At 70.5% G+C, this 24,760-nt stretch carries 20 protein-coding genes; 19 read left to right on the forward strand and 1 reads right to left on the reverse strand.

The window, feature by feature from the left end:
* Positions 1 to 17: 17 nt before the first annotated feature.
* Positions 18 to 1,082 carry a lipoate--protein ligase family protein gene (locus tag ACLIN4_RS28845; protein WP_382022193.1) on the reverse strand — a complete coding sequence of 355 codons (1,065 nt, stop codon included), beginning with the start codon at positions 1,080 to 1,082 and terminating at the stop codon, positions 18 to 20.
* Between the two features lie 120 nt (positions 1,083 to 1,202).
* Here ACLIN4_RS28845 and ACLIN4_RS28850 point away from each other — a divergent pair, with 120 nt between their 5' ends.
* The 19 genes from ACLIN4_RS28850 to ACLIN4_RS28940 all read left to right on the forward strand — a co-directional run bounded on the left by ACLIN4_RS28850 (position 1,203) and on the right by ACLIN4_RS28940 (position 24,730).
* A complete protein-coding gene (locus tag ACLIN4_RS28850; RefSeq protein WP_107476216.1) occupies positions 1,203 to 1,973 on the forward strand; it encodes a helix-turn-helix transcriptional regulator in 771 nt (256 codons plus the stop codon).
* 227 nt (positions 1,974 to 2,200) lie between these two features.
* Positions 2,201 to 3,250: an iron-siderophore ABC transporter substrate-binding protein gene (locus ACLIN4_RS28855; RefSeq protein ID WP_289907382.1), complete on the forward strand. Its 1,050-nt coding sequence runs from the start codon at positions 2,201 to 2,203 to the stop codon at positions 3,248 to 3,250.
* The gene (locus tag ACLIN4_RS28860) at positions 3,247 to 4,290 is read left to right on the forward strand and encodes a FecCD family ABC transporter permease (protein WP_382022190.1); all 1,044 of its coding nucleotides are present in this window, start codon (positions 3,247 to 3,249) and stop codon (positions 4,288 to 4,290) included. Before ACLIN4_RS28855 ends, ACLIN4_RS28860 begins: the two co-directional genes overlap by 4 nt.
* Positions 4,287 to 5,339: a FecCD family ABC transporter permease gene (locus ACLIN4_RS28865; protein ID WP_382022187.1), complete on the forward strand. Its 1,053-nt coding sequence runs from the start codon at positions 4,287 to 4,289 to the stop codon at positions 5,337 to 5,339. Before ACLIN4_RS28860 ends, ACLIN4_RS28865 begins: the two co-directional genes overlap by 4 nt.
* Entirely contained in the window at positions 5,336 to 6,199 is an 864-nt protein-coding gene (locus tag ACLIN4_RS28870; protein ID WP_382022184.1) for an ABC transporter ATP-binding protein, read from the forward strand. The genes ACLIN4_RS28865 and ACLIN4_RS28870 overlap by 4 nt, the downstream gene beginning before the upstream one ends.
* A 3-nt stretch (positions 6,200 to 6,202) precedes the next feature.
* Positions 6,203 to 7,561 carry an MFS transporter gene (locus ACLIN4_RS28875; protein WP_289907388.1) on the forward strand — a complete coding sequence of 453 codons (1,359 nt, stop codon included), beginning with the start codon at positions 6,203 to 6,205 and terminating at the stop codon, positions 7,559 to 7,561.
* A gap of 502 nt (positions 7,562 to 8,063) precedes the next feature.
* Complete coding sequence (locus ACLIN4_RS28880; RefSeq protein WP_289907390.1) at positions 8,064 to 8,987, forward strand: ParB/RepB/Spo0J family partition protein; 924 nt, start codon at positions 8,064 to 8,066, stop codon at positions 8,985 to 8,987.
* 306 nt (positions 8,988 to 9,293) lie between these two features.
* A complete protein-coding gene (locus ACLIN4_RS28885) occupies positions 9,294 to 10,565 on the forward strand; it encodes a TrpB-like pyridoxal phosphate-dependent enzyme (RefSeq protein ID WP_289907392.1) in 1,272 nt (423 codons plus the stop codon).
* A 49-nt stretch (positions 10,566 to 10,614) separates the two neighbouring features.
* Positions 10,615 to 11,649: a BtrH N-terminal domain-containing protein gene (locus tag ACLIN4_RS28890; protein ID WP_289907393.1), complete on the forward strand. Its 1,035-nt coding sequence runs from the start codon at positions 10,615 to 10,617 to the stop codon at positions 11,647 to 11,649.
* Positions 11,646 to 13,718, forward strand: coding sequence for a molybdopterin-containing oxidoreductase family protein (locus ACLIN4_RS28895; protein ID WP_257101397.1), 2,073 nt, complete (start codon positions 11,646 to 11,648; stop codon positions 13,716 to 13,718). Before ACLIN4_RS28890 ends, ACLIN4_RS28895 begins: the two co-directional genes overlap by 4 nt.
* A complete protein-coding gene (locus ACLIN4_RS28900; protein ID WP_289907395.1) occupies positions 13,711 to 14,400 on the forward strand; it encodes a class I SAM-dependent methyltransferase in 690 nt (229 codons plus the stop codon). Before ACLIN4_RS28895 ends, ACLIN4_RS28900 begins: the two co-directional genes overlap by 8 nt.
* The gene (locus ACLIN4_RS28905) at positions 14,397 to 15,074 is read left to right on the forward strand and encodes a hypothetical protein (RefSeq protein ID WP_411576386.1); all 678 of its coding nucleotides are present in this window, start codon (positions 14,397 to 14,399) and stop codon (positions 15,072 to 15,074) included. The genes ACLIN4_RS28900 and ACLIN4_RS28905 overlap by 4 nt, the downstream gene beginning before the upstream one ends.
* A complete protein-coding gene (locus tag ACLIN4_RS28910) occupies positions 15,061 to 16,047 on the forward strand; it encodes a BtrH N-terminal domain-containing protein (RefSeq protein ID WP_411576387.1) in 987 nt (328 codons plus the stop codon). Before ACLIN4_RS28905 ends, ACLIN4_RS28910 begins: the two co-directional genes overlap by 14 nt.
* The gene (locus tag ACLIN4_RS28915) at positions 16,044 to 17,420 is read left to right on the forward strand and encodes a phenylacetate--CoA ligase family protein (protein ID WP_289907399.1); all 1,377 of its coding nucleotides are present in this window, start codon (positions 16,044 to 16,046) and stop codon (positions 17,418 to 17,420) included. The genes ACLIN4_RS28910 and ACLIN4_RS28915 overlap by 4 nt, the downstream gene beginning before the upstream one ends.
* Positions 17,410 to 17,658 (forward strand): ferredoxin, encoded by a 249-nt coding sequence (locus ACLIN4_RS28920; protein ID WP_107476231.1) that lies wholly within the window; start codon positions 17,410 to 17,412, stop codon positions 17,656 to 17,658. The genes ACLIN4_RS28915 and ACLIN4_RS28920 overlap by 11 nt, the downstream gene beginning before the upstream one ends.
* A gap of 7 nt (positions 17,659 to 17,665) precedes the next feature.
* Positions 17,666 to 19,135 (forward strand): hypothetical protein, encoded by a 1,470-nt coding sequence (locus ACLIN4_RS28925; RefSeq protein WP_107476232.1) that lies wholly within the window; start codon positions 17,666 to 17,668, stop codon positions 19,133 to 19,135.
* Between the two features lie 11 nt (positions 19,136 to 19,146).
* Positions 19,147 to 20,649: a 4-hydroxyphenylacetate 3-hydroxylase family protein gene (locus ACLIN4_RS28930; RefSeq protein ID WP_289907400.1), complete on the forward strand. Its 1,503-nt coding sequence runs from the start codon at positions 19,147 to 19,149 to the stop codon at positions 20,647 to 20,649.
* A complete protein-coding gene (locus ACLIN4_RS28935; RefSeq protein ID WP_411576388.1) occupies positions 20,646 to 23,681 on the forward strand; it encodes a flavin reductase in 3,036 nt (1,011 codons plus the stop codon). Before ACLIN4_RS28930 ends, ACLIN4_RS28935 begins: the two co-directional genes overlap by 4 nt.
* Positions 23,678 to 24,730, forward strand: coding sequence for a hypothetical protein (locus ACLIN4_RS28940; protein WP_411576389.1), 1,053 nt, complete (start codon positions 23,678 to 23,680; stop codon positions 24,728 to 24,730). The genes ACLIN4_RS28935 and ACLIN4_RS28940 overlap by 4 nt, the downstream gene beginning before the upstream one ends.
* Positions 24,731 to 24,760 lie beyond the last annotated feature (30 nt).

Here is a 24,760-nt window from a genome sequence, read left to right on the forward strand (position 1 = left end):
CCCGGCTCTCCGACCGCTCAGGGCACCCGCGCGGTCCACTCCGCGGAGCCGAACTTGGTGCGTGCCAGCTCCCTGGCCCGGGCCAGCTCCTCGTCGGTCACCTTGCCCTGGGTGAGCCCGTACCGGCCGCCGAACGAGGTGATCATCCGCTCGATCACGGCCTCGCGCGGCAGCCCCGTCTGCCGGCGCAGCGGGTCCACCCGCTTCTTCGCGCTCTTGGTGCCCTTGTCCGACATCTTCTCCCGCCCGATGCGGAGCACCTCCAGCATCTTGTCGGCGTCGATGTCGTACGACATGGTCACGTGGTGCAGCACGGCGCCGGGGCCGCCGCCCGGCCCGACCACGCGCTTCTGCGCGGCGCCCGCGATCTTGCCCTGGTCGGTGGCGATGTCGTTCAGCGGCTGGTACCAGGCGCGGATGCCCATCTCGCCGAGCGCGCCGAGCACCCAGTCGTCGAGGTAGGCGTAACTGTCCTGGAAGGAGAGCCCCTGCACCAGCGCGTCCGGCACCGACAGCGAGTAGGTGATGGTGTTGCCGGGCTCCACGAACATGGCGCCGCCGCCGGAGATCCGGCGCACCACCTCGATGCCGTGGCGGGCGGCCCCCTCGGCGTCCACCTCGTTGCGCAGCGACTGGAAACTGCCGATGATCACCGCCGGGGCACCCCACTCCCACACCCGCAGCGTCGGCGGACGCCGGCCCGCGGCGACCTCGGCGGTCAGCACCTCGTCCAGGGCCATGTGCAGGGCGGGCGGCTGCGGACCCTCGTGGATCAGCTGCCAGTCGTAGTCCGTCCAGTCGGTGGCCTGCGCGAGCGCGCGGCGCACGGCGATCCCGACGCCCTCCGAGGTCAGCCCGTACATCACGGTGCCCTCCGGCAGCGCCGCGTCGATCCGGGCGGCCAGTCCCGCCGCGTCGGTGTCGGCCGGGGCGCCCTCCAGCGCGCGGTTCACGGCGTCCAGCGCCTCGTCCGGTTCGAGGAAGAAGTCGCCCGCCACGCGTACGTGCCGCAGCACACCGTCCTCGACCGCCACGTCCACGACGACCAGCTTGCCGCCGGGGATCTTGTATTCACCGTGCACCGGTTTGCCTCCGTTTCCGTACGTCGGAGCCAACAGCGGGACGGGACGTGCTGTTCCCCGGGGCGGTCGCGGCGCCGTCGGGACCGTCAGGGACCACGCGGTGCCCGCTAGCCTGAGCGCATGCGTGTCACCAGGGACCTTCCGACGCTCGCCGCGGGCGAGCTGGACGTGTCCTTCGTGATCAAGGGGTACGAGGAGGTCGTCGCCACCGACACGGCGTGGAACGAGCACTCGCACCCGTGGCACGAACTCCTCTGGAACGAGCACGGCACGTCCACGGCCGTGGTGGGCACCCAGGTATGGTGCATCACGCCGACGCTGGGGCTGTGGATGCCGGCCGGGCAGCTGCACTCGGCCTCCGCGGTCGCCGGCACCTCCTACCGTGCCCACTTCTTCCGCCACGGCACGGTCTCGGCCCTGCCCGACGAGCCGGTGGCCGTGGAGATCACCCCGCTGCTCCGGCTCCTCATGGAACGGCTCGAGGAGCCGGACCTGTCGACGGACTCCCGGGCCGTGACCGAGGCGATGGTCCTCGACGTGCTGCGGCCGTCGCCCCGGGCGCTGCTGGTGCAGTTGCCCACCTCGCCGTTGCTGCGGCCCATCGTGGACGTGGTGCGGGCCGACCCCGCCGACCAGCGGACGCTGACCGGCTGGGCGACCGCCCTCGGGTGCAGCACACGCACGCTGACCCGCGCGTTCCGGGCGGAGACGGGCACGAGTTTCGCTCGGTGGGTCGCCTCGGTACGCGCCCAGCACGCCGTGCGGCTCCTCGCCCAGGGTTTCGAGGTCGACGTGGTGGCGGAAGCGGTCGGCTACCGCTCGGCGAGTGCCTTCGGCGCGGCCTTCCGGCGGACCACCGGAATGACCCCCGGCCGGTTCCGGGCGCGCTGAGGGACGCGGACGGTGGGGCGGGGGCGTCCCGACGGATGTCCCGATCGCTACAAGGGCTGTCGAAAAGGCTCGATTGATCCGGTCGCCGAGGCTCCATACGCTATGCAGGCAAGCCAAGCCTTACCTAACTTGCCGTAGCAGGTCAGGTGCCCCGCTCCACGCCCCCGCGGTCCCCGAGGTTCCGGACGTGTGAGCCCGGCGCCCCTACCGAAAGTGGAACCGGGTCGATGAGAACCCCACGCCTTCGCGCGCTCGCCCTCGCGGCGGCCCTCCTGGTCGGACTCACCGCGTGCGGTGGCGAGTCCGGTGACAAGGACGACAGCGGTGCCGCCGGCGCAGGTGCCGACGGCGCCGGCCAGTTCCCCGTGACGATCGAGCACGCGCTGGGGACCACCGTCATCCCCGAGAAGCCCGAGCGGGTCGCCACCGTCAACTGGGCCAACGACGAAGTGCCGCTCGCCCTCGGCGTCGTGCCCGTCGGCATGGCCAAGGCCAACTTCGGCGACGACGACGGGGACGGCGTGCTCCCCTGGGTGGAGAAGCGCCTCGAGGAGCTGAACGCCAAGACGCCCGTCCTCTTCGACGAGACCGACGGCATCGACTTCGAGGCGGTCGCCGACACCCGGCCGGATGTCATCCTCGCCTCGTACTCCGGACTGACCGAGCAGGACTACGAGACCCTCAGCCAGATCGCTCCCGTGGTCGCCTACCCCGAGGCCGCCTGGGCGACCCCGTGGCGCGACATCATCCGCCTCAACAGCGAGGCCATCGGACTGGCCGACGAGGGCGACAAGCTGATCACCGACCTCGAAGGGCGGATCGAGCAGACCGTCGCCGAGCACCCCGGACTCAAGGGGAAGACGGCGATGTTCATGACGCACGTGTCGGCCAAGGACGTCAGCCAGGTCGGCTTCTACACCACCCACGACACCCGCACCCAGTTCTTCACCGACCTCGGCATGAAGATCCCCGCCAGCGTCTCCGGTCCGTCCGGGTCGACGAAGAAGTTCGTCCTCACCAAGAGCGCCGAGCGCATCGACGACTTCAACGACGTCGACATCATCGTCGGCTACGGGGACGACAAGGGCGAACTGCTCAAGGCCCTCAAGAACGACCCGCTCACCTCCAAGCTGGCCGCCGTCGAGCGGGACTCCGTGTACCTGCTGCCCGGCAGCACCCCGCTCGCCACCGCCGCCAACCCGACCCCGCTGTCCATCCCGTACGTCCTCGACGACTACGTGACGGCGCTCGCCGAGGCCGCGGACAAGGTCAAGTGACCCTCACCGAAACCCCGCCCGCGCCGGACGCCGCCCCCGTACGGCGTCCGGCGCGCACGCGGGTGACCTGGCTCCTCGTGGTCGTCGCGGTCCTGGCCGCCGCCATGACGGCCTCCCTCGCCCTCGGCTCCCGCGACGTCGCCTGGGCCGACGTGTGGTCGGCGCTCGGCGGGGCGGAACAGACCCTCGAGGAGGCGGCGGTCGCCAAGCGCGTACCGCGCACACTCATGGCCGTCGCCGTAGGCGCCGCCCTCGGGCTCTCCGGCGCGGTCATGCAGGGCGTGACCCGCAATCCGCTCGCCGACCCCGGCATCCTCGGCGTCAACATGGGCGCCTCACTGGCCGTGGTCACCGCCATCGCGTACTTCGGTCTCGCGTCGGTGTCCGGATACATCTGGGTGGCGATGACCGGAGCGGCCCTGACCGCGGGGTTCGTGTACGCCGTCGGCTCGCTGGGGCGCGGCGGCGCCACCCCGCTGAAGCTGGCCCTCGCCGGGGCCGCCATCTCGGCCGCCCTCGCCTCCCTGGTCAGCGCCGTGGTCCTGCCGCGCAACGACATCTCCGACACCTTCCGGCTGTGGCAGATCGGCGGCGTCGGAGGCGCCTCCTACGCGCAGCTCGGCAGCGTCGTACCGTTCCTCGCCGCCGGGTTCGTGATCTGCCTGGCCTCCGCCCGTGCGCTCAACTCGCTGGCCCTCGGCGACGACCTGGCCGCCGGGCTCGGTGAAAGGGTGGCGCTCGTCCGGGCCGGCGCCGCGCTCGGCGCGGTCGTGCTGTGCGGCGCGTCCACCGCCGTCGCCGGACCGATCGTCTTCGTCGGACTCGTCGTACCGCACACCTTCCGGCTGCTGGTGGGCGTGGACCACCGATGGCTGCTGCCGTTCTCCGCACTGGGCGGCGCGGTCCTGCTGACGGCCGCGGACGTGGTGGGGCGGGTCGTGGCCCGGCCGGCCGAGATCGACGTGGGCATCGTCACCGCCATCGTCGGCGCCCCCTTCTTCATCCACCTCGTCCGCCGGCAGAAGGTCAGATCCCTGTGAGCGCCCCCGTCGTCCCCGACTCACCCACGCTGCGCGCCGTCACGCGCGCCCGGGGCCGCCGCGCGTACCGGCGACGGCTGCTCGTCCTGACGCTGCTGCTCCTGGTCGTCGCCGCCTTCGTCACGACGCTCATGGCCGGCCACACCTTCTACCCGCCCGGCGACGTGCTGCGCGTCGTCATGGGCGAGCAGGTCCCCGGCGCGTCGTTCACCGTCGGCACGCTGCGGCTGCCGAGGGCCGTGCTCGCCCTGACCGCCGGCTTCAGCTTCGGCATGGCCGGCGTCACCTTCCAGACCATGCTCCGCAACCCGCTCGCCAGCCCCGACGTCATCGGCATCAGCGCGGGAGCGAGCGCGGCGGCGGCCATCGCCATCGTGACCTTCTCGCTGAGCGGGGCCGAGGTGTCCGTGCTGGCGATCGCCGCCGCGCTCGGGGTGGCGCTGCTGGTGTACACCCTCGCCTTCCGGGACGGGGTCGCCGGCACCCGGCTCATTCTGATCGGCATCGGCATGGCCGCCCTGCTCGACAGCGTCACCTCCTACGTCCTGTCGCAGGCCGCCGAATGGGACCTCCAGGAGGCGATGCGCTGGCTCACCGGCAGCCTCAACGGCACCACGTGGGAGGAGACCGTGCCCGCCGTACTGGCCGTGCTCGTCCTCGCCCCGGTGCTGCTGTCCCAGGCCCGCAACCTGAGCTCGCTCAGCCTCGGCGACGACACGGCGTCCGCGCTCGGCGTCCGCGTCGAACGCACCCGCGTCACCGTGATCGTCGCGGCCGTCGGTCTGATCGCGTTCGCCACGGCGGCCGCCGGCCCGATCGCCTTCGTCGCGTTCCTCTCCGGCCCGATCGCCGCCCGGCTGACCGGAACCGGCGGCTCCCTGCTGGTGCCCGCCGGCCTGGTCGGCTCCCTGCTGGTCCTGGTCGCCGACTTCACCGGCCAGTACGCCTTCGACACCCGCTACCCGGTGGGCGTCGTCACCGGCGTCCTCGGCGCCCCCTACCTCGTCTACCTGATCGTCCGCACCAACCGGGCCGGAGGCTCACTGTGACCGCGTCGCACACCCTCGCCACCGAGAACCTGACACTCGGCTACGGCGACCGTGCCGTCATCGAGGGCCTGGACCTGACCCTGGCGGCCGGGAGCATCACCGTGATCGTCGGCGCCAACGCCTGCGGCAAGTCGACGCTGCTGCGTTCGATGTCCCGGCTCCTCGTCCCGCGCGAGGGACGGGTCGTCCTGGACGGCAAGGAGGTGCACCGCACCCCCGCCAAGGAACTCGCCCGCACCCTCGGCCTGTTGCCGCAGTCCCCGGTCACCCCCGAGGGCATCACCGTCCTCGACCTGGTCGGCCGGGGCCGCCACCCCCACCAGCGCGCCTTCGCCCGCTGGACGGCGAAGGACGACGCCGCGGTCGCCGCCGCCCTGGAGGCCACCCACACCACGGACCTGGCGGACCGGGCGGTCGACGAACTCTCCGGCGGCCAGCGCCAGCGCGTGTGGATCGCGATGGCACTGGCTCAGCAGACCGACCTGCTGCTGCTCGACGAGCCCACCACGTTCCTCGACATCAGCCACCAGATCGAGGTCCTCGACCTGCTGACCGACCTCAACCGGACCCGCGGCACCACGATCGTCATGGTCCTGCACGACCTCAACCTGGCCGCGCGCTACGCCGACCGGCTCGTCGCCCTGGCCTCCGGACGCCTGCACGCCGCCGGAACACCCGCGGAGGTGATGACCGAGGACACCGTCCGGGCCGTGTACGGCATGGAGAGCCGCGTCGTCGACGACCCGGTCTCGGGCAGACCCCTCGTCCTGCCGATCGGCCGTCACCACTCGACGCCCCCGCGGGACGGGGTCGAGCACCCGGTACCGTCCCACGTGTCCGGGCCCGCCGGGAGCCGCTGAACCATGACCTCCAAGCTCGCCGCGGTACTGCCCGACCTGGCACCCTGGCGCTCCTCCCGCGACTTCCGCCTCCTGTGGGTGCAGGGCCTGGTCACCTACCTCGGCAGCGTGATGGCGCTGATCGCGCTGCCGCTCCAGATCAAGGACCTGACCGGTTCGCCCCTCGCGGTGGGCGCCATGGGCGCGGTCGAACTCGTGCCGCTGGTGGTCTTCGGCCTGTACGGCGGCGCACTCGCGGACGCGGTGGACCGCCGCAGGGTCATCGTCCTGACCGAGGCGGGACTCGGTCTGCTGGCCCTGATCCTCCTGGTGAACGCCCTGCTGCCCAGCCCCATGCTGTGGCCGTTGTACGTGGTGGCCGCCGGCGTCGCCGCCCTCGCCGGACTCCAACGGCCCGCCGTGGACTCGCTGCTGGCCCGGATCGTCCCGCACGACCAGCTCGCCGCGGCAGCCGCGCTCAACGCCCTGCGCTGGCAGGCCGGCGCCATCGCCGGGCCCGCGCTGGCCGGCCTGGTGGTGGCCTACACGGGCAACGGTCCCGCGTACGCCACCACCGTGGTCTGCTTCGCCGCGTCGGTCCTGATGTGCCGTCGGCTCTCGCCCGTGCCGCCCCGCGACAAGGCCACCCGGCCCTCACTGCGCGGCATCGTCGAAGGGGCGCGGTACGCCTGGTCCAGGCCGGTGCTGCTCGGCACCTACGCCATCGACCTCGCGGCGATGCTCTTCGCCTTCCCCAACACCGTCTTCCCCTTCCTCGCCGACGAGCTGGACGCCGACTGGTCGCTGGGCCTCATGTACGCGGCGGGGTCGGTCGGTTCGCTGCTGGTCAGCCTGACCAGTGGCTGGGTCTCCCGGACCCGGCGGCACGGCCTGCTCGTGGTGTTCGGCGCCACCGGCTGGGGCCTGGCCATGGCGGCGGCCGGCTGGACGTCGAACGTCTGGCTGGTGCTGGTCTGCCTCGGCCTCGCGGGAGCGGGGGACATGCTGAGCGGACTGGGCCGCTCCACCATCTGGAACCAGACCGTCCCGGACCGGCTGCGCGGCCGGCTCGCCGGCATCGAGGTCCTCTCCTACAGCGTCGGTCCCCAGCTCGGCCAGGTCCGCGCCGGTGCCATGGCCGGCTGGACCGGCGCGCGCCCGGCGATCTGGACCGGCGGACTCGCCTGCGTGGCCGCGGTGGGGCTGCTCGCCGCCGCACTGCCGAGGCTCGTCGCCTACGACGCCGGCACCGACGAGGACGCCCGCCGTCGCGCCGCCGAGGACGACCGGCCCGGCTCTCCGGCCACGGCGTCGTCCCTCACCGCCGACGACGTCCTGACCGCCGACGACGTCCTGACCGCCGAAGACCCGCCGCGCCCCTGAGACCGCGGGTGTCGTCGAGAGAGGCTTCGGGGGGAGTTCCGGCCTTCTCCCGTCCAGGTCCCGGGGGAGCAGATCATTCCGGCTCAGGGACAGATTTGCTCCTTCCGCCGCCACTCATTCGGCGATCAAGAAAAAGAAGCGGCCGTCGCGACCGGACCGACGGAGAGGCCCTTGCGTGAAAAGCATCCTCCTGGCAGGGTTCGGGAATCGGTCCGGCATTGCGTCACGGGGGAGACTCGATGTTGCCCACCATTCCGATGACACTTGACAGCCCCTTCCTTCCTAGATCCCTGGTTCGCCGCGCTGCCTGACGCCATCCGCAACCGGATGAGTCGTAGGACAGCCGCGAGGTCCACCGGGAGATCGCTGGGGAGGAAGAGCATTGGATCATACTTCGACTTCCATGCAGAAGCCGATGCAGCAGCACTCAAGTAGTTCAGAATTGTACTTCGCTGGGCTCTTGTCGGAGATCACGCGGGTGCCGATAAGTGAAATCAAGGTCGTGGGTTCGCTTCGCGGAGGCGGGGAGGACCCGAGGCACATCAGCGCGCTCGCCGAGGTGTGCACCGAACTCCCGCCGATAGTGATCCACCGGAAGACGATGACCGTCATCGACGGCGTGCACCGGCTCCGGGCGGTGGAGCGGAGCGGCGCCACGCACATCAGCGCCGTGTTCTTCAACGGCGACGAACGACAGGCCTTCGTGCTCGCCGTCAAGCTGAACAGCAATCACGGACTTCCCCTGTCCCTGGCCGATCGGAAGGCCGCCGCCCTCCAAATGCTCGCCGACTTCCCCGAGTGGTCCAACCGGCGGCTGGCGAGTGTCGTCGGCCTGTCGGACAAGACCGTCGCGGCGCTGAGGCGACGGTCGGGTGCGGAATTTCCGCACCCGACCACCGTGCGACTGGGGCGTGACGGGGTGGCCTACCCACTGGTCGCGGCCGAGGGCCGCAGCCGCGCACTGGCGTACCTCGCCGAGAACCCCGACGCGTCCGCGCAGGAGGTGGCCCGCGCCGCGGGCATCTCCCTGACCACTGCGAAGGACGCCCGGAAGCGGGCGCGCGAGGGGCGGGAAGAGCCGCGGAGCGGGGCGCAGCCGAGCCACGGACCGGTTCGGGAGAGCGGGGCCGGCCACGCCGCGCCCGTGGAACGTGCCAGGGCGCACCCGGCGTGCGCGGACCTGTCAGCGGCGGTCCGGCGCCTGCGGGCCGATCCCTCGCTCCGCTTCACCGAGGTGGGCCGGAAGCTGCTGCGGACACTGGATCCCTCGGCCCCGCAGCCCCACGACTGGGCCGCGATGGCGAGCAGCCTCCCGATGCACTGCGCGCCGCTGATCGCCGAGCTGGCACGGCACCATGCCGAGAGCTGGCAGCACCTGGCGGAGTCGTTGACGGAACGGATCAATTCGCGGGAGGCTGACGCATAGGGTTCGACCGGTCCGGCACACAGCCCTTGCCGGCGCCCGTCGTTCGGCGTCCACTGATCATTTCACTGACTGCGCGTCGTCGCCTTTTGCGGGCTTTTCGAGAATCGCCGCCGCGACGGAATCGGCACACCCTCGCACTTTCATGAGGGTGCTGCTTTTCATTCCCGAAGATTTCCTGAACTTGATCCACAGTGCGATTACGGTCAAACAGTTGCGCGGCCCTGGGCCGCTTTGTACGCTGACTCTCGAAAATTCTCGAAGCGGGGGAGCGGGGGGAAAGTGACTTCGTACAGCCCATTACCGGGGATGCCGACCCATTGGTACAACTTCCTGCGGGACCTGCCTGCCCCCATGCCCGAGGCCAGGGACTCCGGAAGTCCTACCGCCGCGGAGATCTCCGCCAAGATCCGACCGCGGACCCTCATTGAACAGAATGCTTCCGACAAGCAATGGGTCGCGATACCGGAACCGGTCGCGGAATGGCTGCGGCAATGCGGCCGGCCGACGCCGCTGCACCGGGCACACCGGCTCGAGAAGCATCTCGGTACGGGCGCGAGGATCTACCTAAAGCGTGAAGACGTCCTCCCCAGCGGCAGCTTCAAGCTGAACACCGCGATCGCGCAGGCGTACTACGCGGCCGAAGAAGGACGGACCACTCTCGTCACCGAGACGGGAGCGGGCCAATGGGGCATGAGTGTCGCGCTGGCGGCCCAGATGTTCGGTCTGCGGGCCGAGATCTTCATGGTGAGGTGCTCGCTCGAGCAGAAGCCCTACCGGCGTCACTACATGGAGCTCCTCGGAGCCGAGGTGGGGCCGTCACCGTCACCCCGGACGGCGATCGGACGAAAGATCCTCGGGGAGAACCCGGGCCATCCCGGCAGTCTCGGCACCGCGATCAGCGACGCGATCGAGCACGCCCTGGGCAATCCCTCCGCGGCCTATCTCGCCGGCAGTGGGATGCCGCACGTCTACCTCCATCAGACACTGCTCGGGCTCGAAGTGGCCGAGCAGTTGAAGGACGTCCACGGCGAGGACCTGGGTGTCGACGGGCGTGGCGACCACCTCATCGCGTGCTCGGGCGGCGGAAGCAACCTCTGCGGCCTCATCGGCCCCCACCTGCGCGCCAAGGCCGACGGGGCGGACCTCCGCTTCCTCGCCGCGGAGTCCACGGCGGCGCCCCGGCTGACCCGGGGCGTCTACGAGTACGGCCGTACCGACCTGGGCGGATTCACCCCCGAGGTGCTGGGCTACACGATGGGCGAGAGCTTCGTCCCACCGCCCACCCATGTCGGCGGCCTGCGCAACCACCACAGCTCCGCCCTGGTCAGCCTGCTGCGGCGCGAGGGCGTCCTGGACGCCGTCGCCTTCGACCAGCGGACGGCGCTAGAGGCCGGCCGGCTGCTGCTGCGGACCGAAGGCCTGCTGCTCGCCCCCGAGGCCGGCCACGCGGTCGCCGCGGCGCTGGACGTGGTGGCCAAGGCGGACGCGGAGAACCTCGAACCGGTGATCGTGATCCTGGCCAGTGGCTCCGGCTTCCTGGATCTGCGGGGTTACGACGAAGTTCTGCTCGACACCTAGCCGCACCCTCGTCCACGGCATTCTTCGCACCCTGCGATGGGAAAGCCATATGCGCTTGGCGACATTCCAGCCCCAGCTCGGCGTTCACTGCGAGACGACCACCCTTCGCAACATGCTCCACCACGCCGGTGTCGACATATCCGAAGCCATGCTGTTCGGCCTCGGTCAGGGCATCGACTTCCAGTACTGGGACGCTCCGGACCCCGGCCGCCTCACGCCGATGCTCACCGGACGGATCGAGCCCGCCCAGCTGTCCCGCAACGCCTGCTCGGCCCTGGGTGCGGAACTGCGCGAAGCCCGGGCGCCCGACGCGGAATCGGCATCCGCGAGTGCGGCGGAACTGCTGGAGGCGGGACATGTCGTGGGAGTCTCCGTCGACATCTACCACCTCGACTACTTCAAGTCCCGGAGCCATTTCGCGTCGCACTACATCGCGCTGTACGGGCTCGACGACACCCTCGCCCACGTCGTCGACACCGAACAGCAGGGCGGCGCGCAGACCCTTCCGGCGGAGTCGCTGCGCCGTGCCCGCGCCTCGGACGAGGGATTCATGCCGTCGCCCCACCTGTACCTGTACGTCGAAGGGCTGCCGGCGCGGCTGACCGCCGACACCGACGCGGTCGTGCGCGAGCGGATCTGGAACGCCGTCCGGCTGACCGCGGAGCGGATGACCGGTGACCGCGGACCGCGGTTCGGCCCACGCGCCATGCGGCGGGCCGCCACCGAGATCGCGGGGTGGAACGACACCCTCGCCTCCCCGGACGAGACGGTGCCGGGTGTCGGCCGCTTCTGGCGCTTCGCGGGAACCGGGGGAGCGAACTTCCGCAAGCTCTACCGCGAGTTCCTGCTGGAGGCGCGGCAGCGGTGCGGGGACGGCGAACTGGGCGCGTTCGCCGACGATCTCGGGGACGTGCAGCGGCGGTGGGACGAGGCCATCGAGCTGCTGATGGCCTACCCCGGTGCGGACCGGCGAGAGCGGCTGGCAGCCGTCGCGGCCCGGCTCAACGCGATCGCCGACGCCGAACAGGCCCTCTTCGAGGGGCTGCTGGCGTCGGCCGAGAAGCGGGCGGGTGAGCCGGCTTGACGATCACCCGGGTGAAGTCCGTCTGCCGTATGTGCCACGGCGGATGCGGCGCCGTCGTCGAACTCGTGGACGGTGTCCCCACCGACATACACGGGGACCCGGACAACCCCACCAGCGAGGGCTACTTCTGCATCAAGGGAAAGGCGTCACTGGACCTCCTGCACAGCCCCGACCGGCTGACCACGCCGCTGGTACGGTCCGGACCGCGCGGCTCGGGGAAGTTCGAGCCGGTCAGCTGGGACGCCGCCCTCGACCGGGTGGCCGCAGGGCTGACCGCGGCCATCGGCCGGCACGGGCCCGAGTCCGTGGTCCTCGGCCAAGGCACCGACCGCAACTACCAGGAGTGGGTGTTCCGGCTCGCGAACGCGCTCGGGACGCCGAACGTGGTCGGCCCGGCGCACGTCTGCTTCTATCCGCGGGTCATGGCCTCGATCATGACGTACGGCGCGTTCACGTTCTGCGACTACGACGGCGACCCCGAGGTGATCCTGCTCTGGGGCAGCAACAAGCCCAACACCCACTCGGACGGCGTGATCGGGGTCAAACTGCTGCGGGCCGTGGAACGGGGCAGCCGCGTCGTCACCGTCGATCCACGGCGTACGCAGACCGCCGCCCGCTCCAGCCTCCACCTGGCGATCCAGCCGGGGACCGACTGCGCACTGGCACTCGGCATGATCAGGATCGTCATCGAGGAGGGCTGGTACGACCACGACTTCGTCGCCGCGCACACCTCCGGGTTCGACGAACTCGCCGAACACGTCCAGGCGTACGACATCGAGCGGGTCGCGCGGATCACCGGTCTGACACCCGAGATCATCCAGGAGGCTACGCGCTCCTACGCTCTCGCCTCCAGGGCGTGCATCGAGGCCGGAACCGGCCTGTCGCAGAACGAGAACTCCTTCGACACCCACCGCGCCATCGCCCTGCTCGCCGCGATCTGCGGCAACATCGACGCCCCCGGCGGCGACGTGATCTGGGAACCCATGCCCATCGAAGGCCGGCGTGCCTTCCCCCGCTCGGACCTGCTCGTCGAGGAGCAGGCGAGGAAGCGGATCGGCGGCGACAAGCACAAGATCCTCTCGATGTCCGGCTGGGTCGCGCCGGGAGACCTGCACGAGGCCATCGTGACCGGGGCGCCGTACCCGGTCACCTCGATGGTGATCTTCGGCAGCAACATCCTGGCCAGCCACGAGAACACCGAACTGGTCCGCACCGCGCTCGAGAAGCTGGATCTGGTCGTCGTGTGCGACCTGTTCATGACGCCGACCGCCCGGTACGCCGACGTGGTCCTGCCCACCTCCAGCTGGCTCGAGCGGGACCAGGTCGTCGAGTTCAACTCCTACATCGCGGCCCGGCAGAAGATCGCGACGGTCGACGGCTGCCGCTCGGACGAGGAGATCATCCTGGAACTCGCCGAACGGCTCGGTCTGGGCCGGCACTTCTTCCCCTCCGTGGAAGCCGCCCTCGACGCCAAACTGGCCGGCATCGGTCTCACCTGGGAACGGTTCACCGAGATCGGCTACATCCGGAACGAGAAGAGGTACCGCAAGTACCGCGACGGCGGATTCCGTACCCGGTCCGGGCGCGTGAACCTGATGAACGACGGGCTGCGGGCCATGGGCTACGAGCCGTTCCCGGTCTTCCGGCACCCGCCCCGGACGGACCCGGCCCTGCCGTACGTGATGACCAGCGCCCATCCGCACCAGTTCTACAACACCGAGTTCCACCAACTGCCGACAACCTCGCGCGGCCGGACGACGGCACGGGTGACCGTCCACCCGGACACCGCGAAGCGGGAAGGGCTGTCGGACGGCGAGGAAGTGGACCTCTTCACGCGGACCGGTGCGCGCGGGGTGCGCATGACGGTCAAGATCTCCGACTCCGTCGCACCGAACGTCGTGATGGCGGACGCCGGCTGGTGGTATCCGGGCGAGCCCTCGATCGACGAGTCGCTCAGATCCTCGGTCAATCTCCTGACGGGCAACGACCGTTCCGACGTGCACATGGGGAGCGCGACGATGAGAGGTGTAGCAGTGGGAATACGGCGGCCGGGACCGGACCGTGGCTAGCGCGCGGGGCACCGTCGCCGCCCGGGTGCCGGAGACCGACGAAGGCCTGCAGGGCGACGAACTGGCCCTCAAGTACGACGAGATGCAGCGCCACATCCGGGACAACGGCTGGTTGCAGGAGAAGATCGACGACATCCTGGCGGCGGAGATCGACTCCGGGGAGGTCCTGGAGCTGGGGTGCGGTCCGGGCTACCTGGGCCTGGAATGGATCACCCAGGCCCAGCGGTCCGCCCGGCTCGTCGGCCTGGACATCTCCCCGGCGATGCTCCGCCGGGCGAGCGCCAACGCGGCCCGGTACGGCGTCGCCGAGCGCTGCGCCTACACGGGCGGCACCGTGCTCGCCCTGCCGTTCGAGGACCGGCGTTTCGACCACGTCATCAGCGCGTCCTCGCTGCACGAGTGGGCGGATCCGGTGACCGCCCTGTCGGAGCTGCACCGCGTGCTCAGGCCGGGCGGACGGTACTGCGTCTCCGACCTGCGCCGGGACGTCGACCGGACGACGTTCCAGTTCATGAAGGCGAACATCGCGGCCGACATGCGGCCGGGCTTTCGCACCTCGATCCGGTCCTCGTACGTCAAGAGCGAGATCGAGGAACTGCTGCGGGGCACCGCGCTCGACACGGCCGTCGTGACGGAAGTGCAGATGGGGATCGTCATCACAGGCAGGAAGGAAGCGCCATGAACGCACTCGCGGGAAGTTCGCCGGCCATCACCGCCACGCGCGACGGTCGCTTCCCCGACCGCGCCGGTTTCGACCGCTCCTGGGAAGAGATCCTCCAGGCGTCGAGCCTGTGGCGCGACCTCGACTGCGGCCGGTACCTGTCGGCCTGGTGCGGATACGCACCGGATCACGTCGTCGAGAAGTTCGCGGGCGTCAACCACGTGGGCATCTACATGGGCGACTACGACAACGACGACGAGGTGTTCGCCTGGAACGCCTACCTGAACGACCACCGGGCGTCCGGACTGGTCACCACGGTCGAGATGGGTCCGTCGTACATCTCCCCCCGGCAGTACGGCACGCCGGGATGGTGGAACTCGATCGTGCTCTCCGACGGACGGGTCATCGAGATGTTCGCCTGCCGCCGGTTCGGTCCCTGGGCAGAGCGCCCCGCGGGCGAGCGGGGGCGTCTCATGTCGCACGTCGCCATCGACGTGCACACCGACGCCGATGTCCGCTACCTCCTGGACGTCCTCGACCGAGACGTCGACCAACTCGAGAACATCGCGTTCACCGAGGCGGACGAACTCGGCCACACCTACGGGCACGTCCGCAACAACGACAGCGGCTCCGTGCTCGAGATCGTCCACCAGGCGCCGCGCGGCGGAACGGGGCACGGCGATGGCTCTCATTGAGATCTCGCCGTACTCCGGTGAGCACTGCGAATCCACCGCGCTGCTCAACATGCTCCGCAACCACGACATCGAGCTGAGCGAGCCGCTGATCTTCGGGCTGGGCCAAGGCCTGTCGTTCCTGTACTGGCACTCGAAGCAGATGCCGAGCCCGTTCCTCGCCGGCCGGGTCAAACCCGACCACCTCATGCGCAACGTGGCCGAGGCACTCTCGCTGGAGCTGCGGTCCCAGGAGACGACCTCGGCGGCGAAGGCCGAGGCCACGCTGGTGAAGGCGCTCGACGAGGGCGATGTGGTGGGGCTCAAGCTCGACCGCTACCACCTCGACTACGCCCGGGAGAACCACCACTTCGCCGCGCACTACGTCGCCTGCATCGGCTACGAGGGAGACAGGTTCGTCGTCGTCGAGACCCGGACACTCGGTGTCCGGTCGACGTCACGGGAGAGCCTGGCCCGCGCCCGGTGCGCCAAGGGGCCGATGTCCTCGCGCAACCTGTCGGTCCGGGTGGATCCGAGCGGGTACGACGAGTCGGTCCTCGCCAAGGCCTGCCAGACCTCGATCCTGGCCACCGCACGGGAGTTCCTGACCCCGCCGATCACCAACATGGGCTACAAGGGCATCGCGAAGGCCGGCTCGCTCATGCGGGGGTGGCACGACCGGCTCGACCGTCCCGTCGAGGGGATGGCCGCCGTCGGCACCAGCATGGAGGAAGGCGGAACGGGCGGTGGCCTCTTCCGGACGCTGTGGGCGCAGTTCCTCGAGGAGGCGCACGAGCTGACCGGCATCGAGGCCTACGACGAACTCGCCGTCGAGTACCGGCGCATCGCCGGATGCTGGACGGACGTGGCCGACCTGCTGCGCGACGCAGACGAAGCCGGCGCCCGGCGCTCACTCGACGAGGCGGCGTCGATCGTGGCGGGCCTCGCGGCCGAGGAACGCACGGCGATGGCGCGGCTGGAGGAGACGTCCCGATGACCACCCTCGCCCAGCGGACGCACGACCCGCGCAGCAGACTGCGCGACACCCTCGTCTCCCGCGTCGACATCGCGCACAAGGTCGCCGCGGTCACCTCGCTGGACCGGAAGGGACTCGACGCGTGGGTGGCGGAGGCACTCGCCGCGACCGTGGAGCACGCCTGCCGCAACTCACCGTTCTACGCCGGTTCCGTCCCGGCCGACGTCGCCCGAGCGGCCGTGCAGGGCCGTCCGGACGCGTTCGAGGCCCTCCCGTTCACCAGGCGGGAGCACCTCTCGGCCGCCTACCCGCTCGGCATGCTCGCCGTGCCGCGGCGCGAGGTGATCCGGTTCGACGAGAGCTCCGGTACCGGCAACGGGCGCCCGATCGCCGCGTTCTTCACGATGGCGGACTGGCTGGAGAACAACCTCACTGTCGCCGGGCTGCTGTCCGCCGTGCTCGACGAGCGGGACGTCGCGGCCATAGCCGTCCCCTACGAGCTGGCCGGGGTGGGCCAGGACCTCGACCGTGCCATCGAGATCCTCGGCTGCACGATCGTGCCGCTCGGTGCGGCCTCCCCGTCCTGCACTCCGGACCGGATGGTCGACGCCCTGCGGCGTTCGGGCGCGACCACACTCGTGTGCTCCGGAACGCGCGCCCTGTTCCTCGGCGAGATCGCCCGCCGCCGCGGCATCGACCCGCGGCGCGACCTCGCCGTCTCGAAGATCCTCATGGCGGGGGAGGGGGCGTCGCCGGCCAAGAAGCGGCGCCTGGCCGACCAGTGGGACGCCGTCGCGTACTCGATGTTCGGCATGACCGAGACCAACACGCTGGCCATGTTCTGCCGCGAGCGCGAGCTGCACCTGGTCGAGACACGGACGTTCTTCGAGGTGGTCGATCCCGAATCAGGCCGGCGGCTGCCGGACGGCTCCGTCGGTGAGCTGGCCGTGACCACGCTGGCGAGCCGGGCCATGCCGCTGCTGCGCTACCGCACCGGTGACGTATGCCGGATCGAGGCGGCGCCGTGCCGCTGCGGATCCCCGCTGCGCCGGCTGCAGCACCGCGGCCGGATCGGTGACCGGATCCCGGTCGGTGACCGCTGGACCTCCCAGCTGGAGATCGAGGACATCGTCCTGAGCGCCATGACCACCGGGCCGTACTACTTCGCCTTCGACATCGACGGCGACGTCCTGGAGATCGCCCTGCCGCCCTCCAGCGCCGACGAGGCGACCCGGGCGGCGATCACGGCCGGTGTCCGGGACCGTCTCGGTGCGTCCACCCGATTCGGCCCACTGGACACCGACCGGTTCGAGACGACGCTGCGCACCTCGGCCAAACCGACGATGCGCAACTTCAGTGCCTACGGGGGAGGAGGGGCTGCCGGTGAGGGTTGAACTGCCGCTTCCCACGCGCGTTCCGATCGACGGGCGCTTCGAGATCGACGACACCTGCATCGACTGCAAGCTCTGCAACGACCTGGCGCCCGACAACTTCGACGCGGACCTCGACAACGACGTCCACTACGTGTGCAAACAACCAGAGACGACCGACGAGCTCGAACGGGTCCTCGACGCATTCGACTCCTGCCCCACCGAATCGATCCGGTACTCAGCGGCACCCAGCGAGGAGTGATGGCGCAATGTCAAGCCTGGACGACCCGGTAGCGGCCGACACGTGCGCCGGCGGACGGAAGACGACCGAACTGGGACCGGTGGCCGAGAGCTACGACCAGCTGCACCGCATCGACCTGCTCGGTGAGGCGCGGGCCGCACGAGGAGTGCCCGAGGGCACCTACGACTCGACGGTGTGCGCCGTCCTCCAGGCGTCGGAGGTGTGTCTGCTCAACCTGGCCCGGCTGGCCGGACGGACGCAGCGGTGCCTCCTGGCCGACGACATCCCGGCCGCCTCCCGCTATGTGCAGTGGGCCGTCGGGTTCCACCGGCTGCTGCGCAGGCTCGGCACGGTGATGTTCGACGCCCGCAGCGTCTTCGGAGCCGGCGCGACCGTCGGGACCGCGGCCGTGAGCATCTCCGAGTCCGCCGGCTACGCGGCCTACGTGGAGTCGCTGCGGGGACTGGAGGACGTGGCCAAGGGCTCGCTGCTGGCAGGCGCGCCCGAGCTGACCCGCACCACCATCGCCACCAAGAGCATCGACGACTCGCTGTACCGGGTGCTGCACGGCATCCGGACCGGCTGTCACGACGCGACCAAGTGGGAGAGCGACCTCACCGCCGTACCCATCGGGGTGAGCCGGAGCACCGACGAGCTGATCTCCGCCGAGACCCTGGCGCGGGCGGTCGCCGCGACGGAGCTGAACGCGGCCACCATGCACGGTGAGTTCGTCGCCCTCCACCAGGTCCCGGAGATCCTGTGCGCCGAGGCGAACGACCACCTCGAAGTCGCCGTCCGGGCGATCCGCGCCAAGGAGCTGAGCCGGGCGGCGCAGCACCTGATGGCCTGCCGGGAGCTGCTCGATCCGGTGGTCGAGGCGCAGCGGGTGATGGCCGAGCACCTGGCGACGGGGGAGTACCACGGCTTCCGGACCAACCTGGGGCCCGCGAGCGGAACCCACTCCCTGGCGATCAAGCAGCACATGTTCCGGGACCTGTTCAAGCACATGTGGAACGACCTCGAAGCATGGCTGCGCTCGCTCGGCGAGTCGTCGCTCGAGGAGACCCTCCGGGACATCGACGCACGCCGCCACGACGACCCCGAGGCGTGGCAGCGGCACACCCTGGTCGACCAGGCGTTCAAGCTGCACTCCGCCCATCAGCAGTGGCGGCACGAGCACCTGCACATGCCGCGCAACTGCCTGGGCAGCGGCGGCACCAAGTCCATGATCGGCATTCCGGACGGGCCCCAGGCCGTCTACAAGATGCGGGACGCGGCCAACGCCCAGCACTCCCTGGCCACGATCCACCGGGCACGCCGGACACCCCTGACGAACGCCGTGCCGGACTCGCCCCTGGCCAAGCTCATCACCGATCCCAGCTCCCTCGACTCCGAGCTGATGCGGGTCGTGGGCGAGGCGACACGCGAGTACTTCCCGCAAGTGCAGGAGCAGAGCTACCAGCCCTTCCGGTCGGGAGCGGCCGAGCGGAACCCGTAGGAGCGCGGACGGTGACCACCACAGGACCCACGGCCTCTGACAACGTCATGCCCACCGACGAGACCACCCTCGTGCCCGGTTCCCCCGCCGGAGCCCGGCGGGGGGCCGAGTACATCGCCAGCCTCAAGGACGACCGGGAGGTCTGGTGCGACGGACGCCGGGTCGACGTGACCTCGGACCCGGGCTTCCGGCCCATGCTCACCACGCTGGCCGGCCTCTACGACGCCCAGCACCTGCCCGACCGGGCGGACGAGATGCTCCACCGGTCCAAGACCTCCGGCAACCTCGTCAGCCTGTCGTACTCGGCGCCGGCCGACCGGGACGACCTCAGCCGCAAGTGGGGCAACTCCCACCGGTGGGCACAGGCCTCCTACGGTCAGCTCTCCCGGATACCCGACTTCATGTCGAACGTTGTGGTCGGCCTGTACGACTACCGGTACGAACTGGCCGAGGTGAACCCGGAGTTCGGGAGCAACGCGGAGAACTACTACCACTACTGCCGTGAGCACGACCTCACGCTGACGCACGGCCTGGGCGACCCCCAGATCGACCGTTCCTCGACCCCGGCGGACCGGCCGGAACTGGGTCTGCGGGTGGTGCGACGGGGCGCCGACGGCATCGTCGTGCGGGGAGCCAAGCAGATCGCCACCCTGGCGCCCTACGCCCACGAGGTGCTCATCTACCTCTCGCCCGCGAACTACCTGCGCGAGGACCCCAGCTACGTCTGCTGGTTCGCCGCCCCACTGGCGACGCCGGGCCTGCGCGTCCTGTGCCGCAAGTCGTACGTCGACGGCTCGGGCGGCCTGTCCGCGCACTACGACGAGCAGGACGCCATGCTGGTGTTCGACGACGTGTTCGTCCCGATGGACCGGGTGTTCCTGCTCGACGACGCCCAGGCGGCCGTCCGCGGCTTCGGCGAGCTGAACAAGTGGTCGCTGTACACCGGTCAACTGCGCTACTACCACCGGCTGCGCACCATGCTCGGTGTCGCGTCGCTGCTGGCCCAGGCGATCGGCGTCGACAAGTTCCGGCAGGTCACGGATCTCCTGGGCGAACTCACCTCGTACGTCGAGATCGTACGGCTGGGCCTGGCCGCCATCGACGACGAGGCCCGGCCCACCCCCTCGGGCCTGCTCGCCCCCGGCTCGACGGCCGCGCTCGACGCCGTGGCCGGCCGCTTCTCGACGCGGGCCTCGGAGATCATCCGGCAGATCGGCGCGTCAGGTCTGATCATGCAGCCCTCGGAGGCCGACCTGGGCACGTCCGAGCTGCGCACGGTGCTGGACACCTACATGTGCGGACGCGACATGGGCGTGGACGAGAAGTCCCGGATCTTCCGGCTCGCCGCGGATCTGACCGTCGACCGGTTCGGGATGCGCCAGGAGCTGTACGAGACGTGGAACCGCGGTGATCCCGCCCGGGTGCGCTCCATGCTCTACGCCCGGTATCCCGACCTGCGGCGCTGCGAGACCCAGGCCCGCGACCTGGCCGAAGGGCGGAACGACACCACATGATTCCGGACAGCATTCGGCTCGAGGGAGTCACGACCCACAACCTCAAGTCGGTAGACGTCTCCTTCCCCAAGGGAAAGCTGGTCGTCGCGGCGGGCGTCTCGGGGTCGGGCAAGTCCTCCCTGGTCATCGACACACTCTTCGAGCACTCGAAGACGCTCTATCTGGGGGCCCTGTCCAGCAAGTCCCTCGACATGGGCGACGGCGACTACCAGTTCGACCGGATCGCGGGGGCACAGCCGCCGGTGGCACTGCGCCAGCGCGACGGGGGCTACTCCAACCCCCGCTCGACCGTGGGGACCCTGACCGGACTCGACGGTCTGTACCGGTTGCTGTTCGGCGCCGGCTCACGGCCGGTCTGCCCGGCCTGTCTCGGTCCGACCGGCGCGGACCTGTTCTGCGACGACTGCGGCTGCTTCGCCGAACCGCACTCCGCGAAGCACTTCAGCCCCAACCGCAAGGAAGGCAAGTGCCTCCAGTGCGACGGCATCGGCGAACTCGTCGGCTTCTCACTGGACAAGATCATTCCGGACCGGTCGAAGACGCTCACCGAGATCTGGGACGGCGCCGACCCCGGAACGTTCGCCGTTCCCAACGTGCGCAAGGCATTCGAGGCGATGGCCGCGGACATCGGCCTCGACCTCGACCTGCCGTTCGAGAAGCTGAGCCCCGAGCAGACCGAGCGGGTGCTGCACGGCTCGGACACCGTCTACACGCTCAAGATCCGCAAGGTCACCAACGACTTCCGCTTCGAGGGCATTCTGGGCTTCCTGGAACGGGCGTACCGCAACGCATCGTCGGCCGCCCGCAAGAACGCCTTCACCAACTACCTCGGACGGGACGTCTGTCCCGCGTGCAACGGGGGGAGGCTGCGTCCCGAATCGCTCAGGGCGACGGTGGCCGGGCACACCTTTCCCGACTTCCAGGGCGACGAACTGTCCCGGTCCATCGCCCGGTTGCGCGAAGGGCTCGCCTCCGGTGACGTACCCGCGCAGGTCCGTGAGCTGGCCACCGCGATCGTCAAACAGAGCGCGAACATCGAGGACGTCGGCCTCGGCCACCTGCAACTGCGCCGGCCGGTGACCACGCTCTCCGGCGGTGAGCTGCAGCGGCTGCTGCTCGCTCAGCACCTGGCCAGCGACCTGACCGGGGTCATGTACGTACTCGACGAGCCGACCGCCGGCCTGCACGAGGCCGACACCGGGAAGATCCTCGACTCACTGCGGCGGCTGCGCGACCTCGGCAACACGGTCATCGTCATCGAACACGACGAGTCGGTGATCCGCGCCGCCGACTGGATCGTCGAGCTGGGACCCGGAGCCGGATCGCGCGGCGGCGAGATCGTCTTCGAGGGCCGCTTCGCCGACCTGCTGAAGTCCGGTGACTCACCGACGGCCACCGCGATGGCGTCGGACGGACCGGCGCGCACGAGGACCGACCTCACCGGCGCGTCCTGGCTGGAGATAAGCGGCATCACGCGCAACAACGTGGTCGACCAGACGGCGAAGTTCCCGCTCGGCGCCCTGACGTGCGTCTCCGGCGTGTCCGGCGCGGGCAAGAGTTCACTGGTGGCCGGCGTCCACGCCGCGGTCTCCCGGGCCCTCGCCCACCGGTCGACGGGCACGGACGCCGAGACCTCCGGTATCGAGGGCGCCGAAGCGCTTGACGACGTCATCTACGTCGAGCAGCGCCCGATCGGCCGCTCCAGCCGGAGCACGCTCGTCACCTACATCGGGGTCAGCGACCACATCCGCGACGCCTTCGCCGCCAGCCCGGACGCGGTCGAACGCGGGCTCGGGCGCGGCGAGTTCAGCCCGAACGTCGCCGGCGGACGGTGTGAGTCCTGCAAGGGGCTCGGGCTGGCCGAGATCGAGATGACCCTGTTCAAGAGCGAGTTCATCGTCTGCCCGGAGTGCGAGGGCCGCCGCTTCCAGGAGCACGTACTCGAGGTGCGGTTGGACGGCAGGAACATCCACGACGTGCTGTCGATGACCGTCGAGGACGCCCTCGAATGGTTCGACGCCACGAACAGCGCCAAGGTCGTCCAGGCGCTCGGCGTGCTCAGCGAGTTCGGCCTGGGGTATCTGCAACTCGGCTGCTCGACGACCACACTGTCCGGTGGCGAGGCGCAACGGCTCAACCTGGCCGGTGAGCTGCTCAAACAGCGCCGCAGCCGGACGCTGTTCATCTTCGACGAGCCGACCCGGGGCCTGCACAGCGCCGACATCCGCCATCTGCTGGCCCTCTTCGAGCGGTTGATCTCCACCGGCAACACCATCGTGGTCATCGAGCACGACGTGAAGGTGATCGCGATCGCCGACTGGGTGATCGACCTGGGCCCCGGCGCCGGCCGCGAGGGCGGCCGGGTGGTGCACAGCGGGACGCCGGAGGAACTCGCCGACAACCCGGACAGCGTGACCGGCCGGTTCGTCCGCCGGCCGGGTGAGGAACCCGTGGCGGAGACGACGACGCACGGACCCGCGGCAAGCGGGCGGCCGGACACGGCACCGGACCTCGGGGTCATCGGCGAGCTTCTGCCGCGGGCCGTGACGGTGGTCGCCGGCACGGCACGGCACTCCCGGCGGCAGGGGCCCACACCGTACGGGCTGGTGATCGGCTCGCTGACGGTCGTCTCCGACGAACTCGCCCTGATCGGCTTCCTGGTGCGCTCGGACAGCACCAGCTGGAACGCCATCGCGGACAGCGGCCGGTTCTGCGTCAACATCCTCGGCGAGGACCAGCACGCGGTGTCCGAGGCCTTCTCCCAGGGCAGGCCGGACGGCCGCTTCGACGCGCTGGCGTGGACGCCGTCGGCCAACGGCTGCCCCCGGCTGTCCGGCGCCCTCGGCGCCATCGACTGCAGCCTGAAGTCGGTCTACCGGATCGGCGACCACGAGTTCGTCCTGGCCACGGTCGTCAGCATCGACATGGAGTCCGGCACCGGCCGCCGGCCCCTGCTGCGGGGCGAACAGGGCGACAGCGCCCTCGACGACTACGGGTGGCGCCGGTTCGCCCGGGAAGCGGAGGCCAGGTGACGACGGCCACGTCCATCGCGACGCACTACGAGCAGTTCCTGCGACTGCTCACCAGTGACGCCCCCGACCCGGCGCGGACCCCCGCCGCGGCGGCCGGCCGTGACACGGTCCGCGCCCGCTACGGCGAACGGGTCGATCCCTCGGGCGGAGCACAGCCGATCCTGCTGACCCGTGACGAGTGGATACGGAACCAGATCGACCTCACGCTGGCGCTGGGACGGCTGCTGACCGACGACGACGTCGTGGTCTCGGCGGTGCCCTACGAACTGTCGTTCATCGGCGCCGAGGTGGACCGTGTGGTCGAGATGGTCGGCGCCTCGGTGATCAGCGTCGGGACGAGCGGGACCATCTGCCCGATGTCCCGGCTGCTCGGGCTGATCGAGCAGTACCGGGTGACGGTCCTGGTGTGCTCGGCCGGCTTCGCCGCGGAGCTGGCGAGCCTCGCGGTGTCGCTGGGGAAACGGCCGGAGGACTCGACGATCCGGACGATCGTCTGCGCGGGCGAGGCCTGCTCCACCGAGCGCCTCGACCGCATCGGAACCGCCTGGGCGGCGAGGACATCGGCGCTGTACGGGACGCCGTCAGCGCCGACGGTCGCCGTCGCGTGCGACCGCGGCGCGCTGCACCTGTGCGACCACCGGCTCCGGGCGGAGGTCCGCGGCGGCCCGCGCGGCGAGCTGCTGCTGGACGGCGTACCGACCGGCGAGGCCGTCGAGCTGTGGCCGGCGGACCGCCGCTGCGACTGCGGCTCCGCGAGCCGCGTCCTGGTGCCCCTGGGCAGCGCGGCCTCCGTGGTACGCGGGCCGGACGGGCTGGTCTCGGCGCTGGACGTGGAGCGGATCGTGTTCGGCCACAGAAGGCTCGCACCGCACTTCGCCTGCGCCGTCCGGGACGGCGTCTTCCACGTGACCTGTGCCGTGGCCGACCGTCGGGCGGTCGACGAGGGCGCGCTGCGGCGCGCGATCCGCAGCGGCATCGGCGAGGCGCTCGGGGTCGAGGCCGAGGTCACGGTCGTCGGCGTGCAGGACTGGAGTACCGCCACGTCATGACCCGCACCCGGCCGTGGCACCCAGTCGCCG

Origin of the sequence: Streptomyces mutabilis, assembly GCF_046628145.1 — a bacterium.
GTDB lineage: Bacteria > Actinomycetota > Actinomycetes > Streptomycetales > Streptomycetaceae > Streptomyces > Streptomyces mutabilis.

Excerpts from the sequence above, each read along its gene's own strand:
- ACLIN4_RS28850 (WP_107476216.1), top strand. The coding sequence starts at position 1,203 with ATGCGTGTCACCAGGGACCTTCCGACGCTCGCCGCGGGCGAGCTGGAC.
- ACLIN4_RS28855 (WP_289907382.1), top strand. The coding sequence starts at position 2,201 with ATGAGAACCCCACGCCTTCGCGCGCTCGCCCTCGCGGCGGCCCTCCTG.
- ACLIN4_RS28875 (WP_289907388.1), top strand. The coding sequence starts at position 6,203 with ATGACCTCCAAGCTCGCCGCGGTACTGCCCGACCTGGCACCCTGGCGC.
- ACLIN4_RS28885 (WP_289907392.1), top strand. The coding sequence starts at position 9,294 with ATGCCGACCCATTGGTACAACTTCCTGCGGGACCTGCCTGCCCCCATG.
- ACLIN4_RS28890 (WP_289907393.1), top strand. The coding sequence starts at position 10,615 with ATGCGCTTGGCGACATTCCAGCCCCAGCTCGGCGTTCACTGCGAGACG.
- ACLIN4_RS28905 (WP_411576386.1), top strand. The coding sequence starts at position 14,397 with ATGAACGCACTCGCGGGAAGTTCGCCGGCCATCACCGCCACGCGCGAC.
- ACLIN4_RS28910 (WP_411576387.1), top strand. The coding sequence starts at position 15,061 with ATGGCTCTCATTGAGATCTCGCCGTACTCCGGTGAGCACTGCGAATCC.
- ACLIN4_RS28915 (WP_289907399.1), top strand. The coding sequence starts at position 16,044 with ATGACCACCCTCGCCCAGCGGACGCACGACCCGCGCAGCAGACTGCGC.
- ACLIN4_RS28925 (WP_107476232.1), top strand. The coding sequence starts at position 17,666 with ATGTCAAGCCTGGACGACCCGGTAGCGGCCGACACGTGCGCCGGCGGA.
- ACLIN4_RS28935 (WP_411576388.1), top strand. The coding sequence starts at position 20,646 with ATGATTCCGGACAGCATTCGGCTCGAGGGAGTCACGACCCACAACCTC.